Source organism: Nonomuraea sp. GTA35, from assembly GCF_041950525.1.
GTDB lineage: Bacteria > Actinomycetota > Actinomycetes > Streptosporangiales > Streptosporangiaceae > Nonomuraea.
Map to the genome: position 1 here is coordinate 727204 of NZ_JBGNUV010000001.1, position 15254 is coordinate 742457.

Below are 15254 nucleotides of genomic sequence, written 5' to 3' on the forward strand. Positions count from 1 at the left end.
CTTAACCAGGTTAACACTTTGCTAGAGTGTGCTCATGACGGGACTGCGGGAGCTGCAACGGCGGCGCGTGCACGAGGCCATCTCCACCGCGGCCATCACGCTCTTCCTGGAGCGCGGCTTCGACGAGGTGTCCGTCGCGGAGGTCGCGGCGGCGGCCGGGGTGTCCAAGCCGACACTGTTCAAGTACTTCGCGACCAAGGAGGACCTCGTCCTGCACCGGATCGCCGACCACCTCGGCGAGTCGGCCCGGGTGGTGCGGGAGCGGGCCGCGGGGGAGCGGCCGGTGCGGGCGCTGCGCCGCCACTTCCTCGACGGCCTGGCCCGGCACGACCCGGTCACCGGGCTCAACGACGAACCCGAGGTGGTGGCCTACCACCGCATGGTGTTCTCCGGCGCGCCCAGCCTGCTGGCGCGGCTGCACCAGCACATGGCGCGGGACGAGGAGGCCCTGGCCGAGGCGCTCGCGGAGACGGCCGACGAGCTCACGGCACGGCTGCTGGCCGGGCAGGTGGTGGCCACGCAGCGGGTGCTGGCCCGGCGCAACTGGCAACTGCTGGCGGGCGGGCGGCCGATCGCCGAGGTCGAGGCGGAGGCTGTGCGCGCGGCGGAGCAGGGTTTCGCCATGCTGCCCGCCTGATTCCATCGCGCTTTCCAAACATTGGCCCGATTTCACGCGTGGCGAATATCGCATGATCAAGGGAGTTTAAGCAGGTGGGAGGGGGTGAAGTTGTTATCCTGACAACCTCTTAACGAATTGCAAATTTATGCAATTTGGGACAAGTCGGGGTTGTCTTTACCTAGAAGGAGTGGTGGTGAACGGACCTTTCATGTGTATGCACGGTCACCGTACCGACTCGATCGGTGACACAACGTGATGGGCGTGATCGCCGCGGGCTGGGGACACATCCGGTCGGTGCTGCCCGAACGGGCCGCGCTGGCCGCCATGCGCCACCAGCCCCGCAACAACCTCCTGGCCGGCCTGACGGTGGCGATCGTCGCGCTGCCGCTGGCACTCGGATTCGGCGTCTCCTCCGGCCTCGGCGCCGCCGCCGGCCTGGCCACCGCGGTGGTCGCCGGATCGCTGGCCGCGCTGTTCGGCGGCTCGGCGCTGCAGGTGTCGGGCACCAGCGGCGCGATGACCGTCGTGCTCATGCCCATCATGAGCGAGCACGGCGCCACCGGCGTGCTCACCGTCGGGCTGCTGGCCGGAACGCTGCTCGTCATGCTCGCCCTGGCGCGGGCCGGACGTTACATGTCCCTGGTCCCCGCGCCCGTCGTCGCCGGCTTCACCGTCGGCATGGCCGGCGTGATCGGAATGCAGCAGATCCCGCACGCGCTCGGCGTCCCCCCGCACGACAGCGACAAGGTCGCGGTCGTGGCCTGGCACGCCGTCATCGACTTCCTCGCCAGGCCGCACTGGTGGGCCATGTCGGTCACCTTCATCGTGGCGGCGGCGCTGCTGGTGGGCGCGAGCCTGCGGCCGAACGTGCCGTTCTCGCTGCTGGCCGTGGTCGTCGCCACCGTCGTCGCGGAGCTGGCCGAGCTGCCGCTGGCCAGGATCGGCCACCTGCCGCAGGGGCTGCCCGCACCGTCGCTGGCCTTCCTCGACCTCGACGCGCTGCCGTCCCTCATCGCCCCCGCCATCGCGGTGGCCGCGCTGGCCTCGCTGGAATCGCTGCTGTCGGCCACCGTGGCCGACAACATGACCGGACGGCACCGGCACGACCCCGACAGGGAGCTGTTCGGCCAGGGCATCGCCAACCTCGTCACCCCGATGTTCGGCGGCATGCCCGGCACCGGTGCCATCGTCAGGACCGCCGTCAACGTCCGCTCCGGGGCGACCTCCCGGCTCGCGGCGCTGTCCCACGCGCTGATCCTGGGCGCCATCGTCTACACCGCCGCCGGGCTGGTGTCCAAGATCCCGCTCGCGGCCCTGGCCGGGGTGCTGCTGGCGACCTCCATCCGCATGGTCGAGCGCGACTCCGTACGCGCCATGTGGCGCTCGACCAGGAGCGACGCGGCGGTGCTCGTGCTGACCGCCGTCGCCACGCTGACGCTCGACACCGTTGTGGCCGTCATCCTCGGCCTGGTCGTCGCGGGGGCGCTGGCGCTGCGGGCGATCGCGCGGAACGTGCGCTTCTACCGGGAGCCGCTCCGCCACGACCTGCAGCCGCAGCACACCGAGGACGAGCACGCCCTGCTCGCCGAGCACATCGTCACCTACCGGCTGGACGGGCCGCTGTTCTTCGCCGCCGCCCACCGGCTCCTGATGGATCTGTCAGAGGTGACCGGCGTGTCCGTGGTGGTGCTGCGCATGCGCCTGGTCACCACCATCGACGCCAGCGGGGCCAAGGTGCTCGCCGACACCATCGAACGGCTCGAAGGGCGAGGAATCATGGTGTACGTGTCGGGCATCCCCGACGGGCACCACCAGCCGCTGGAGGCGCTCGGGGTGATCGCCCGGCTGGACCAGGCCGGTCAGGTGTTCGCCACGACCGACGAGGCCATCGAGGCCGCCCGCGAGCGCCTGCACAGCTCCGGCATCGTGCCCCGCCTGGCGGGCTGACCCCCGCAGGCGAACCGCTCCGGCCCGGCCACCCGCCCGCGCCGGAGCGGCACCACCCACCGCACGGCCCCCTCCCACCGCCCCTCGCCGAGGCACCGCCGACGCGACGGCCTCGGAGGTCGGGCCGCCAGGCGAAGGACGCCTGGTCAGGCGATGGCACCGGACCGGACGGTCAGGCGAGGGGCGCCTGGTGAGGCGGTGTCGCCGGGCCGGACGGTCAGGCGAGAGGACGGGCGGCCGGGAGGCGGAGGCGGTCGACGGCCTCCCGGCGGGTGCGCTCCGGGCGGCGGTCGTAGCGGGCCGTGGTGGCCGGCGAGGCGTGCCCCACGAGGGCCTGCGCCGTCGCCAGGTCCACCCCGGCGTCCAGCAGCTCGCCGATGAACGTACGGCGGAAGTCGTGCGCCGTGCGCCGCGCCGCCCCAGCCTCCCCGAAGCGCCGGGTCAGGATGTCGGCGATGCCCTGCCCGGTCAGCCCCACCGGCCGCCCGTCACGCGTACGCAGCCGCCCCGCCTTGCTGATCGGGCTGAACAGCGCCCCCGGCACGCCGCCGCGCACCGCCAGCCACCGCTCCACCAGCCCGATCGCGTCCGTCGTCAGGTAGACCAGCCGCTCCTTGTCACGCTTGCCGCGCACCCGCAGCGACCGCGACCCCGGATCGTAGTCGGCCAGCGTCAGCCCGCCGAGCTCGGCACGGCGGCAGCCGGTCGAGTACAGAACGGCGATCAGCGCCGCGTCGCGCACCCCGGCGGGCGAGTCGTCGCACGCCGACAGCGCCGCACCCACCACCTCGGGCGGCACGTGATGCCCCGCGGGCAGGCGGCTCTGCCGCACCGGGGCCAGGTCGGAGGCGCGGGCGAGGTCCTCGGCGCTGGTCTGGCCCAGCCGCCACGCCTCCTTCAGCACCCGGCGCAGCGCCACCAGGTGCTTGTTCACGTACGCCGCCGACCAGCCCTGGTCGGTGAGCATCGTACGGATCCGCACGGTGTGCTCGTACCGCAGCAGGTGCCACGGCTGCCCCGCCCCCGTCGCGCTGTCGTCACCGGTCAGCAGCCGGGCCAGCCGATCGAGGCAGCCGCGCATCGTGCGCCGCGACTCGGGGCTGGTCAGGGAGTCGAGATAGACGTGGTACGGGTCGCGCGCCGGCTCGACCGGCAGCGCTCCCGGCATGGACACGGCAGGCAGGCTCACCCCCACGATCTTAGAAGGACCGGGCGAGCCCGCCCAGGCCGCCGCTCGGACAGGTCGCGTCGGGGGCCGCTCAGAAGGGCCCGGTCAGCTCGCCCAGCTTGTCGGTCAGCTCCAGGTTCGCGGAGTAGTCCACCGGCACCGCGATCACCGACACCACGTCCTCGGCCAGCGCCTTGCGCAGCGTCGGCAGCAACTCCTGCGCGCTGCCGATCCGGTAGCCGCGCGCCCCGAAGCTCTCCGCGTACTTGACGAAGTCGGGGTTGCCGAACGCCACGTTGGAGTTTCGTCCCAGCTCCAGGTCCATCTTCCACTCGATCAGCCCGTACGCGCCGTCCACCCACACCAGCACCACGAACGGGATGCGTTCCCGCACGGCCGTCTCCAGCTCCTGCGAGTTCATCAGGAACGCCCCGTCGCCCGTGGCGGCCAGCACCCGCCGCCGCGGATACGCGAGCTTGGCCGCCAGCGCGCCCGGCACGGAGAACCCCATCGACGACAGCCCGTTGGAGACCAGCATCGTGTTCGGCTCGTAGGTCGGATACATGCGGGCCATCCACATCTTCACCGCGCCCGTGTCGGCCAGCACGATGTCCTCGCGCCCCATGGCCGCGCGGATGTCGGCCACCACCCGCCGCGGCGACAGCGGGAACCCGTCCTCGGCCCGGCCCTGCTCCAGCTCCTCCCGCAGCATGCGGCGGATCTTCTCGCCGGTGCCGTTGATCTCGAACCGCCGGTGCACGGAGTCCGCCAGCACGTGCAGCGACCGCGAGATGTCCCCGTGCACGCCGACCGCCACCGGGTAGTGGTCGTCCACCTCGGCGGGGAACCGGTGAATGTGGACGATCTTCTTGTCCCGCTCCGGGTTGATCTTGACCGGGTCGAACTCCTGCAGCTCGTACCCGACGCTGATCAGCACGTCGGCCTCGTCGAAGCCGAAGTTCACGTAGTCGTGCCGCATGAAACCCACCGCGCCCAGCGCGTGCCGGTGGTCGTCGGGGAAGACCCCCTTGCCGTTGAACGTGGTCGCCACCGGCAGTCCCAGCCGCTCGGAGAACCGGACGAGCGCCTGCGCCGCCCCCGCCCGGGTCGCGCCGTGACCGGCCAGCACGATCGGCCTGCGCGCGGTGGCCAGGATGTCGGCGGCGCGGGCGATCTGGGCGGGGGAGGGGTCCTGGGGGCGGACGACGTTCACCGGCAGCGGGCGCAGGTCGCCGGGGACGGGCGCGGACTCGACGTCCTCGGGGATGGCCAGGTAGACGGCGCCCGGCCGTTCGGTCTGGGCGGTCTTGAACGCCTTGCGGATCAGCTCGGGCAGCGCCCGCGCCGAGGGGGCCAGCTCCGACCACTTGGTGATCGGACGGAACAGCGACACCAGGTCCACCACCTGGTGCGACTCCTTGTAGATGCGGTCGAGCCCGACCTGCGCCGTGATCGCCACCACCGGCGTGCTGTTGGTGGTGGCGTCGGCCACGCCGAGCTGCAGGTTGATCGCCCCTGGCCCGAGCGTGGCCGACGCCACGCCCGCCTTGCCGGTCAGCCTGCCGTAGATCTCCGCCATGAACGCCGCGCCCTGCTCGTGGCGGACGAGCACGTAACGGATCGAGGAGTCCTTGAGCGCGTCGACGAAGTGGATGTTCTCCTCGCCCGGGATGCCGAAGACGTACTCGACGCCCTCCGCCTCCAGAGCCTGCACGATGAGCCGGGCCGCGTCGGCCTGCGCTGCCATGCGAAACGCCTTCTTCCATGAACGACTGCACTCGGTGGAGCACGGAAGGGGTGACATTCATTCCAGGACGGCGAAGCCGTCACGAATCGCGCCGCCATCCGGTCTTGCTTCCCGAAGTGCTATCGCCGACGCGGGTCAGAAGGAACACGAGATGCATGCGCTGGAGAACCGGATCGCCACGCCAGTCCTGGTGATCGGCACGGGAGGGGCGGGACTGCGGGCCGCGATCGAGCTCGCCGAGCGCGGGGTCGGCGTGCTGGCCGTGGGCAAGCGGCCGAAGGCGGACGCGCACACGACGCTCGCGGCGGGCGGCATCAACGCGGCGCTGGCCACGATGGATCCCGAGGACAGCTGGCAGCAGCACGCGGCGGACACCCTCAAGGAGAGCTACCTGCTCGCCCATCCGGAGACCGTGCGCATCGTCACCGAGGGGGCGGCGCGCGGGATCGAGGACCTGGAGCGGTACGGGATGCCGTTCGCGCGGGAGGCGGACGGGCGGATCTCCCTGCGCTTCTTCGGCGCCCACAGCTACCGGCGCACCGCCTACGCCGGCGACTACACCGGGCTGGAGATCCAGCGCACCCTGATCAACCGGGCGGCCCAGCTCGAGATCCCCGTCCTCGACACCGTGTACGTCACGCGCCTGCTGGTCCGCGACGGCGCGGTCTTCGGCGCGTACGGGTTCGACCTGACCGACGGCAGCCGGTACGTCATCCACGCCGACGCGGTGATCCTCGCCACCGGCGGGCACACCCGGATCTGGCGGCGCACCTCCTCGCGGCGCGACGAGAACACCGGCGACTCCTTCCGCCTGGCGGTCCTGGCCGGCTGCCGCATCAGGGACGCCGAGCTGGTGCAGTTCCACCCGTCGGGCCTCATCGCGCCCGAGAGCGCGGCCGGCACGCTCGTCTCGGAAGCGGCCAGGGGCGAGGGCGGGCACCTGCGCAACGGGCTCGGAGAGCGCTTCATGGCGCGGTACGACCCGGAGCGGATGGAGCTGTCCACGCGGGATCGCGTCGCGCTGGCCGCGTACACCGAGATCAAGGAGGGGCGCGGCACCCCGGCCGGCGGCGTCTGGCTGGACGTGTCGCACCTGCCACGCGAGACGATCATGACGCGGTTGCCCCGCGTCTACCAGACGCTGCTGGAGCTGCAGATGCTCGACATCACCAGGCAGCCGATCGAGATCGCGCCGACCGCGCACTATTCGATGGGCGGCGTCTGGGTGCGGCCCGAGGACCACGGCACCGGGGTCGACGGCCTGTACGCGATCGGGGAGGCGGCCAGCGGCCTGCACGGCGCCAACCGGCTCGGCGGCAACTCGCTCATCGAGCTGCTGGTCTACGGCCGCATCGCCGGGCAGGCGGCGGCCGAGCACTCCGCGGGCCTGGAGGCCCAGCGCCGCTCGGCCGAGGCGGTCGGGGCGGCACGGGCGGAGGTGGACGAGCTCCTGGCCGCCGACGGCCCCGAGAACGTGCGGGCGCTGCAACGCGCCCTGCGCGACATCATGACCGAGCACGCCGGCGTCGTACGCGACGAGAGCGGCCTGCTGAAGGGCCTGGACGAGCTGGCCGCCGTGGAGGCGCGCATCGCCGACGTGGGCGTGCACCCGGACCTGGCCGGCTTCCAGGACCTGGCGCACGCCTTCGACCTGAAGTCGGCGGCGCTCGCCGCGCGCGCCACGATCGAGACCGCGCTGGAGCGGCGCGAGACCCGCGGCTGCCACAACCGCTCCGACCACCCGAGGCTCGACCCCGCGCTGCGGGTCAACCTCGTGTGGTCCGGCCCGGGAGCGGTGGAACGCGAGGCGATCCCGCCGGTTCCCGCCGAGATCGCGGCGCTGATGCGCGAGGTCTCGACCGCCGGGAAGCTCGTCGAGTAGCCGGTGACCGACAACGCAACTGGGAAAGGAACGACCGCGATGACCCCTGTGACCGTAGGCGTGGACGACTCCGAGGACGGCCTGCGGGCCGTGGAGTGGGCCGCCGCCGAGGCCGCACGCCGGCGGCGGCCGCTGCAGATCGTGCACGCCTTCATCTGGCCCCTGCTCAACGTGCCCCTGGGGCCCGCCCCGGGAGCGCCGCCGGAAGGCGGCCTCCAGCACGCCGCCGAACGCGTCCTGGAAACGGCGCGGGCCCGCGCCCGGGAGGTCGCGCCCGAGGCCGAGGTGACGACCGCGCTGCCGGAGGGCGAGCCGGTGGCCGCGCTGCTGCACCACTCGCGGCAGGCGGAGCTGCTCGTCGTGGGCAGCCGCGGGCTCGGCGAGGTCGGCGGCCTGCTGCTGGGCTCGGTGGGCGCCCGGCTCGCGGCCGAGGCCGCCTGCCCCCTCGTCGTCGTACGCGGCTCCGCCCGGCCGGACGGGCCCGTGGTGGTGGGCATCGCCGGCCCCGGCGAGAGCGAGGACCTGCTCGCCTTCGCCTGCGCGCACGCCGCCAGGACCGCCGACCCCCTGATGCTGGTGCACGCCGGCACGCGAGGACCGGCGGACCGGAACCGCCCGCCCCTGCCGGAGGAGGACCTGGCCCGGTGGCGGGAGCGTTTCCCCACGGTCACGATCGACCAGGAGACCCTGGCCGGGCGCCCGGGCAAGGCGCTGACGCACGCCGCCGAGCAGGCGTCCCTGCTCGTGGTCGGCTCGCACCACCGCCACGAGCTCAGCGCACTGCTGCACGGCTCGGTCAGCCAGAACGTCCTGCACCACGCCGGCTGCCCGGTGGCGATCATCCGGGTCGGCGCGCCGGCCGGTGGAGGCGAATAGGCCCCGAGAAATTTCCCGGCAGCCGTCACGAGCGCGCGGGGCTGTCCGGTCTTAGCTGGCGACCGGGTGGCAACGAGGTGACCCGGCGGACAGAGGGGAATACGCATGAAGATCGTGGTGATCGGCGGGACCGGCCTGATCGGGTCGAAGCTGGTGGCGAAGCTGGGCGAGCACGGTCACGAGGCGGTCGCGGCCTCGCCGAACACCGGCGTGAACACCCTGACCGGGGAGGGCCTGGCCGAGGCGCTGGCAGGCGCGCAGGTGGTCGTCGACGTGTCGAACTCGCCGTCGTTCGAGCGGGCCGCGGTGCTGAAGTTCTTCGAGACCTCCACGGGCAACCTGCTGGCGGCCGAGAAGGCGGCGGGCGTGGGCCACCACGTCGCGGTGTCGATCGTGGGCACGGAGCGGATGCCCGAGAACGGCTACTTCGCGGCGAAGATCGCCCAGGAGCAGCTGATCGAGAAGTCGGGGGTCCCGTTCTCGCTGGTGCACTCGACCCAGTTCTTCGAGTTCGCCCGCGGCATCGCCGACGAGGCCACCGTGGACGGCAAGGTGCACATCGCGCCGGTGCTCTTCCAGCCGATCGCGGGCGACGACGTGGCCCAGGCGGTCGGCAGGACCGCGGTCGGCACGCCGCTGAACGGCAGGGTCGAGATCGCCGGGCCCCAGCAGTACCGGATGGACGAGTTCTTCCGCAAGGCGCTGGCCGCCTGGGGCGACCCCCGCGAGGTCGTCACCGACCCGCACGCGCGCTACTTCGGCAGCGAGGTGAGCGAGCGGTCGCTGGTCCCGCTCGACGACAGCGCCGTGCTGGGCACGATCACCTACCGCGACTGGCTCGACCGCTCCGGCACGGGCAAGTAGGTCCGTGACCGCACCGGCGATGGTGGCCGAGTTCGACGAGGTCGCCGGGTGGACCGCCGAGGCCGTCGAGCAACTCGGACGGCGGCACGCCATCCCGGCCACCTGCCGCGGCAGCGCGAGCCCGGCCGCGCTGGCCTGGCTGGCCGAGGCGTGCGAGCTGTCCCCGGGCATGACGCTGCTGGACGTGGGCGCCGGCGCGGGCGGGCCGGCGGCCTGGGCCGCCGAACGGTTCGGGGTCCGGCCGATCCTGCTGGAACCGATGCCGGCCGCGGGCCGTGCCGCCGCCCGGCTGTTCGGGCTGCCGGTCATCGCGGGGGACGGCCGGCGGATCCCGCTGCGTACGGGATCGGCCGACGCCGCCTGGTGCCTGGGAATGTTGTGCACCGTGCGGGACAAGGCCGCGGTGCTCAGGGAGATCCACCGGGTGCTGAGGCCCGGCGCCTCGCTGGGGCTGCTGGTGGTCGTCGCCCGGGGCCGGCGCACGCTGCCCGCTCCGGACGGCAACCACTTCCCGACCCAGCCCGAGCTGCGCACGCTGCTCGCCGGCGCCGGGTTCGAGCTCGTCGAGCAGGCAGGCCGGCCCGGCCGGGCGCCGCTGTCGTGGTCGCGACGGGCCGAGCAGGTGGCGGCGGTCGTCGCGACCCGGCACCGGGCCGACCCGGCCTACGCGCTGGCGGCCCACCAGGGTGAGCGCTTCACCCACCTGTTCGCGTCCGGCGAGATCAGCGTGCGACTGATCCACGCGGTCAGCCGGACATCCACCCGAGCCCCGTATGGAGGAACGATGAACACCGGCGAGGACGACTTCCTGCACGAGCTGGAGGTCGAGGTCGAGGCGGAGGTGGCCCTGGTCGAGGCCAGCCGCCCGGAGGAGGCCGCCGGCCTGCCGGTCACCGAGTGGCTGTTCGACCCGACGGACGCCGAACGCGAGGAGATCGGCCTGCGGGGCCTGCTCGACGCGGTCGAGGTGCTGGAGGACGGCGCGCGGCCGGACGACCATGTCGCGTGAGGCGCGCATCGACACGCTCGACAGCCTGCGCGAGCACCTGCAGTGGGCGATCGAGCTGGAGCACGCGACGCTGCCGCCGTACCTGTGCGCGCTGTACTCGCTGGACCGGGACCGCAACCCGGAGGCCGCCGACATCGTGGGCAGCGTCTTCGTCGAGGAGATGCTGCACCTGGCGCTGGCCGCGAACCTGCTGAACGCCGTCGGCGGCCGGCCGCTCCTGGACTCGCCGCGGATGCTCCCGCCCCATCCGCGGCGACTGCCTCACGGCGACAGGGCCCTGGAGCTGTCGCTGGTCCCCTTCGGCGCGGAAGCGCTGGAGATGTTCCTGCGCCTCGAACGGCCCGCACCGCCGGGCGCCGCGCCGGAGGGCGACGACTACGAGACGATCGGCCAGTTCTACGCCGCGATCGAGCAGGGGCTGCGCCACCTGTGCGACCGGCTCGGCGAGCGGGAGGTCTTCTCCGGCGACCCGGCCCGCCAGGTGCACGCCGGCCACTTCCGGCACACCGCCGGCCGGCTCGTCTCGGTCCACGACCTGAAGTCGGCGCTCGCGGCGCTGGAGGAGATCGTCGAGCAGGGCGAGGGCAACTCCCACGGCGAGGTCTGGGACGGCGACAAGGACGTCTTCCACCCGGAACGGGATGAGGTCGCCCACTACTACCGGTTCCAGGAGCTGAGGTCCGGCCGGCGCTACCAGCGCGGCGACACCCCGGAGACCGGCCCCACCGGCGAGCCGATCCTGGTCGATCCGGCCGGCGTGCGCCCGATGCCGCCCAACCCGCGGCCGGCCGAGCCCGGCAGCGCGACCCGCAGGGCCCAGGAGGAGTTCGACCACACCTACTGCGCCGTCCTGCACCTGCTGGAGCGGGCGTTCAACGGCAACCCGAGGCTGCTCGCGGTCGCCACCGGCACCATGTACGCGCTCAAGGCCCAGGCCCTGGCGCTGATGGAGGCGGGCGCCGGCCCCACCTTCGGTTACGTGGCGCCGGAACGCCGCCGGTGGAGCGTCGGCGACGAGCGGCGCATCGTCGTCCTGCGCGACGGCCCGTACATCGTGTACGGCGGCGTCCCGCTGCGGCGCAAGCGGAAGATCGTCTCCTCCGGGAACGACGCGCTCACCTGGCAGACCGGCGAGCCGCTGGAGACCGAGGAGACCTACGCGCTGTGCCGGTGCGGCCACTCGGGCGCCAAGCCGTTCTGCGACGGGACGCACGCTTTGATCGGGTTCGACGGCACGGAGAGCCCGGTCATGCGCCCGTACCAGGAGTTGCAGCACGTGCACGACGGGGTCGGCATCTCGGCGCAACGGGTGGGCGAGCTGTGCATCCACGCCGCCTTCTGCATCGGCCGCACCAGGCCGATCGCCGCCATGCTGGCCGACACCGGCGACAGCGACGTGCGCTCGAACGTCATGGGCCGCATCGACCACTGCCCGTCGGGCTCCTACAGCTACGCGCTCGAACGCGGCGGCGAGACGATCGAGCCCGACCTCCCGCAGGCCGTCTCGGTCCTGGAGGAGGAGGACGGGCTGGCCGGCGCGCTCTGGGTCACCGGCAAGGTGCCGGTCATGCGGTCGGACGGACGTCCGCTGGAGACCCGCAACCGGATGACGCTGTGCCGCTGCGGCCATTCCGGCAACAAGCCGCTGTGCGACGGCACCCACCGGGAGATCGGCTTCCGTGAGGAGCCCTCCCCGATCACCAACCCCACCACGAGAGAAGGAACGACCTCATGACCGAGCAGCCCGTCGTCGTGCTGGTGCACGGCGCCTTCGCGGAATCGGCATCCTGGAACCGGGTCATCGAGCGCCTGCACGGCCATGGGCTGGAGGCGGTCGCGGTGGCCAACCCGCTGCGCGACGTCGAGGGCGACGCCGCGTACGTGCGCGACGTGATCGCCGGCCTCGGGCGGCCCGTCGTCCTGGCCGGCCACTCCTACGGCGGCATGGTGATCAGCCGGGCGGCGGCCGGTGACGCCGCCGTGCGGGCCCTGGTCTACGTCGCCGCCTTCGCCCCCGAGCAGGGCGAGAGTGCCTTCCTGCTGTCGGCGAAGTTCGAGGGCAGCACCCTGGGCGACGCGCTGGTCGCCTACCCGCTCGCGTCCGGGGGCAACGAGTTCCGCATCGACCCCGGCAAGTTCCACCACCAGTTCTGCGCTGACCTGGACGCCGGCGAGGCCGCGCTGATGGCCGCGACCCAGCGGCCGGTGACCGAGCGGGCGCTGCGGGACGAGCCGGCGGAGGAGCCCGCCTGGCGCACCATCCCGTCCTGGTTCGTGCACGGCGAGCGCGACCTCAACATCCCGGCGGAGGCGCTGCGCTTCATGGCCGAGCGTGCCGGCTCGCGCGGCACCCGGGAGATCCCCGGCGCCTCCCACGCGCTCGCCGCCTCCCAGCCCGGCGCCGTGACGGAGACCATCCTGGAAGCCGTCCGCCACGCGGGCGGCTGATCCGGCGGTACGCGGCCCGCGGCGGGACAGAGCCGCGGGCCGCGTACCGCTGTGCGCGGGCAGCGCTGTCCCGGATCGCAAGCGCTGGCCTGGTGGGTGGGTGGCCGTACTTCCTCGGACCGGCGGCAGAGGGTTTCCATGACCGCGCCGTCATCGGTCCTGCCAGTGGGGGTACGGCCACTTCGGCGTCTCCGGGCCCAGGCGGCTCCCGGCGCCGGGCACGCGGTCGCGGCGTCGTCAGTGGCCCTGGGCCGCGCTGCTGTAGGGGTGCATGCGCTGGGCCGGGCTGGGTGGCGCTGCTGTGGGGGGTGTATGCGCTGGACTGGGCCAGGTGGCGCTGCTGTGGGGGGTGCATGCGCCGGTCTGGGCCGCGCTGCTGTGGGGGCGTCTCTGCTGGTCGTCCTGGAGCCTGTCGTCTCCCCGTCGCGGCTCTGGGACGTGCCGTGGTCCTGCCGCTGCCGCTCGCGAGGCCCTGGGCGGGCGTGGCAGCCGTGGTCGCGGCCGATCGGGGCCGCGTGCGTGTCGCCGGCCGCCGCCACGAGGCGGGCGGCCGCCAGGCGCCGACGTCGCTAGCGGGCGACGTCGGCGGCGAGCAGCCCTTCCAGGTCGGCGAGGCCGCCGGTCTGCGAGGCGGTGAGGAACGTCCGTACGAGGCGCTGATGCGCGGTGGCGCTCACCGGGTGGCTGCGCCCGGTGTCGAGGTGCTGGCGGGCGCGCCGCAGGAGCTGCCGCGTGTGGTCCTCGGTCAGGTGGAGGATCTCGCCGATCTGGCGGTAGGGGTAGTCGAAGGCGATCCGCAGGAGGTAGACCGCTCGCTCGGCGGGCGTCAGCCTCTCCAGCAGCAGCCTGATCGCGCTGTCGACCGCCTCGTGCCGCTCGGCCGCCGTCTCGGGGCTGACCGAGTGGTCCGGCGTCTCGGGAAGCCAGGGCCCGGCGGAGGTCTCACGGCGCTTGCGGGCGGACTGGGTGACGTTGATGGCCAGCCTCGTGGTGGTCAGCGCGAGGAACGCGGCCGGGCTGACGACGATCGAGCGGTTGGCGCGGGACCAGCGCAGCCACGTCTCCTGCACCACGTCCTCGGCCTCGCCCACGTCCTGCAGGACGCGCAGACCGATCGCGTAGAGCCGGGGTGCGGCGCTGACGAACGTGGCGGCGGCTCCGTCCCACCCGCCGACCGGCCGGTCGCCGATCTGCTCGCCGTGGTCTCTGCACGACTCCAACAGGTTCATGGTCACGGTCTCAACTCCGTTCACAGCAGGCATCCGGCGGATGCCACTGCGATCACGGTCGCTGTCCGGACCCCTCCATCGCGCCCTGGGAACCCCGTGGTCGGCACCCTGGCCCGGGTACCCCGGGGCCCCCAGGGGGCCCGGGGGGAGCGCGGGGCCACCGGCTGGTGACCGAGGAATCGCCTGGTCAGGACGCCTGCCGGGCCAGGGGAGGAACCCCTGGGGCCCCGGTCTCGCGCGGCGGGCCTGGTGCGGGAGCCCGGGCCGGCCCGTGGCGGCGGTGCGGGGCGGCCACGAGCTCGGTGCTCATCCTGGGCGCTGAGGCGGGAATCGGCAAGACCGTGCCGCCGGAGCAGTCCCAGGGCTGCCGCCTGGCCGTTTCCTTCCCCCGGCCCGGTGTCACGAACCGTGGCCGCCGTCCGGTCCAAGGTGGCGAGGACCGGCCGAGGGGCCGGTCCCCAGCGAGAGGAAGATCATGAGCGACTACGTTCTGGAGCCGGCGGCGCAGGAGTTCGCGGAGGCGGCGGCCAAGCCCCCGTTCGTGTACGAGCTCGGCACGGAAGGCGCCCGCAGGCTGCTGGACGGCGTGCAGTCCGGCCCGGTGGCCATGCCGGACGTGGACGAGAAGTGGATCATCGTGCCGGCCGGGGTCGGTGACGTGCGGGTCCGGATCGTCAGGCCCCCCGGCGCCGCGGGCGTGCTGCCTGCCGTGCTCTACGTGCACGGTGGCGGCTGGGTGCTGGGCAACGCGGGCACCCATGACCGGCTGGTGCGGGAGCTGGCCGTCGGGACGGGCGCGGCGGTGGTGTTCGTGGAGTACGACCGCTCGCCCGAGGCGCGCTACCCGGTGGCGATCGAGCAGGCGTACGCGACCGCCCAGTGGATCACCAAGGAGGGCGCGGGGGAGGGCCTGGACGCGGCCAGGCTGGCCGTGGCGGGCGACTCCGTCGGCGGGAACATGACCGCGGCGCTGACGATCATGGCGAAGCAGCGGGGCGACGTGCGTTTCGTGCACCAGTCGCTGTACTACCCGGTCACCGACGCCGGCCAGGACACCGGCAGCTACCGCGAGTTCGCCGACGGCCCCCACCTGACCGCCAGGGCGATGGCCTGGTTCTGGGACGCCTACACCACCGACCCCGCCCAGCGCGCCGAGATCACCGCCTCCCCGCTGCGCGCCACGCTGGAGGACCTGGCGGGGCTGCCGCCCGCGTTCGTCGCCGTCGACGAGAACGACGTGCTGCGCGACGAGGGCGAGGCCTACGCCCGCCGCCTCACGGCCGCCGGCGTGCCGACCACCAGCGTCCGGTACAACGGCACGCTGCACGACTTCATGATGCTCAACCCCGTGCGCGACACCTGCGCCGCGCGCGCCGCCACCGCCCAGGCCATCGAGGTGCTCAAGGCCGCGCTGCGCGCCGGGGACGACCTCGACGACGCCGGCCGCGCGCGGAAGTGACGCCGC

12 protein-coding genes are annotated in these 15254 nt (G+C 73.3%); 9 read left to right on the forward strand and 3 right to left on the reverse strand.

Annotated features, from left to right (window positions below; genetic code table 11):
* The first annotated feature begins 34 nt into the window (after positions 1-34).
* The gene (locus tag ACBJ32_RS03225; RefSeq protein WP_375125331.1) at positions 35-637 is read left to right on the forward strand and encodes a TetR family transcriptional regulator; all 603 of its coding nucleotides are present in this window, start codon (positions 35-37) and stop codon (positions 635-637) included.
* 237 nt (positions 638-874) lie between these two features.
* A complete protein-coding gene (locus ACBJ32_RS03230; protein ID WP_375125964.1) occupies positions 875-2566 on the forward strand; it encodes a SulP family inorganic anion transporter in 1692 nt (563 codons plus the stop codon).
* A gap of 217 nt (positions 2567-2783) precedes the next feature.
* On the opposite strand, the gene ACBJ32_RS03235 is transcribed toward ACBJ32_RS03230, so the two are convergent.
* Positions 2784-3755 (reverse strand): tyrosine-type recombinase/integrase, encoded by a 972-nt coding sequence (locus ACBJ32_RS03235; protein ID WP_357889189.1) that lies wholly within the window; start codon positions 3753-3755, stop codon positions 2784-2786.
* Positions 3756-3825: 70 nt separating this feature from the next.
* Positions 3826-5481 (reverse strand): acetolactate synthase large subunit, encoded by a 1656-nt coding sequence (locus ACBJ32_RS03240; RefSeq protein WP_375125332.1) that lies wholly within the window; start codon positions 5479-5481, stop codon positions 3826-3828.
* 151 nt (positions 5482-5632) lie between these two features.
* Here ACBJ32_RS03240 and ACBJ32_RS03245 point away from each other — a divergent pair, with 151 nt between their 5' ends.
* From ACBJ32_RS03245 to ACBJ32_RS03270, 6 genes are all read left to right on the forward strand, one after another.
* Positions 5633-7363, forward strand: a complete 1731-nt coding sequence (locus ACBJ32_RS03245; RefSeq protein WP_375125333.1) for an L-aspartate oxidase — start codon at positions 5633-5635, stop codon at positions 7361-7363.
* Between the two features lie 39 nt (positions 7364-7402).
* Positions 7403-8239: a universal stress protein gene (locus tag ACBJ32_RS03250; RefSeq protein ID WP_375125334.1), complete on the forward strand. Its 837-nt coding sequence runs from the start codon at positions 7403-7405 to the stop codon at positions 8237-8239.
* A 105-nt stretch (positions 8240-8344) separates the two neighbouring features.
* Positions 8345-9103, forward strand: coding sequence for an SDR family oxidoreductase (locus tag ACBJ32_RS03255; RefSeq protein ID WP_375125335.1), 759 nt, complete (start codon positions 8345-8347; stop codon positions 9101-9103).
* Between the two features lie 4 nt (positions 9104-9107).
* Positions 9108-10112, forward strand: coding sequence for a class I SAM-dependent methyltransferase (locus ACBJ32_RS03260; RefSeq protein WP_375125336.1), 1005 nt, complete (start codon positions 9108-9110; stop codon positions 10110-10112).
* Positions 10102-11847 (forward strand): ferritin-like domain-containing protein, encoded by a 1746-nt coding sequence (locus tag ACBJ32_RS03265; protein ID WP_375125337.1) that lies wholly within the window; start codon positions 10102-10104, stop codon positions 11845-11847. Before ACBJ32_RS03260 ends, ACBJ32_RS03265 begins: the two co-directional genes overlap by 11 nt.
* Complete coding sequence (locus ACBJ32_RS03270) at positions 11844-12560, forward strand: alpha/beta fold hydrolase (RefSeq protein WP_375125338.1); 717 nt, start codon at positions 11844-11846, stop codon at positions 12558-12560. Before ACBJ32_RS03265 ends, ACBJ32_RS03270 begins: the two co-directional genes overlap by 4 nt.
* 569 nt (positions 12561-13129) lie before the next feature.
* Here the strand turns inward: ACBJ32_RS03270 and ACBJ32_RS03275 are convergent.
* Positions 13130-13789 (reverse strand): sigma-70 family RNA polymerase sigma factor, encoded by a 660-nt coding sequence (locus ACBJ32_RS03275; RefSeq protein WP_375125965.1) that lies wholly within the window; start codon positions 13787-13789, stop codon positions 13130-13132.
* 475 nt (positions 13790-14264) lie between these two features.
* Here ACBJ32_RS03275 and ACBJ32_RS03280 point away from each other — a divergent pair, with 475 nt between their 5' ends.
* A complete protein-coding gene (locus ACBJ32_RS03280) occupies positions 14265-15248 on the forward strand; it encodes an alpha/beta hydrolase (protein ID WP_375125339.1) in 984 nt (327 codons plus the stop codon).
* The last annotated feature ends 6 nt before the right edge of the window (positions 15249-15254 follow it).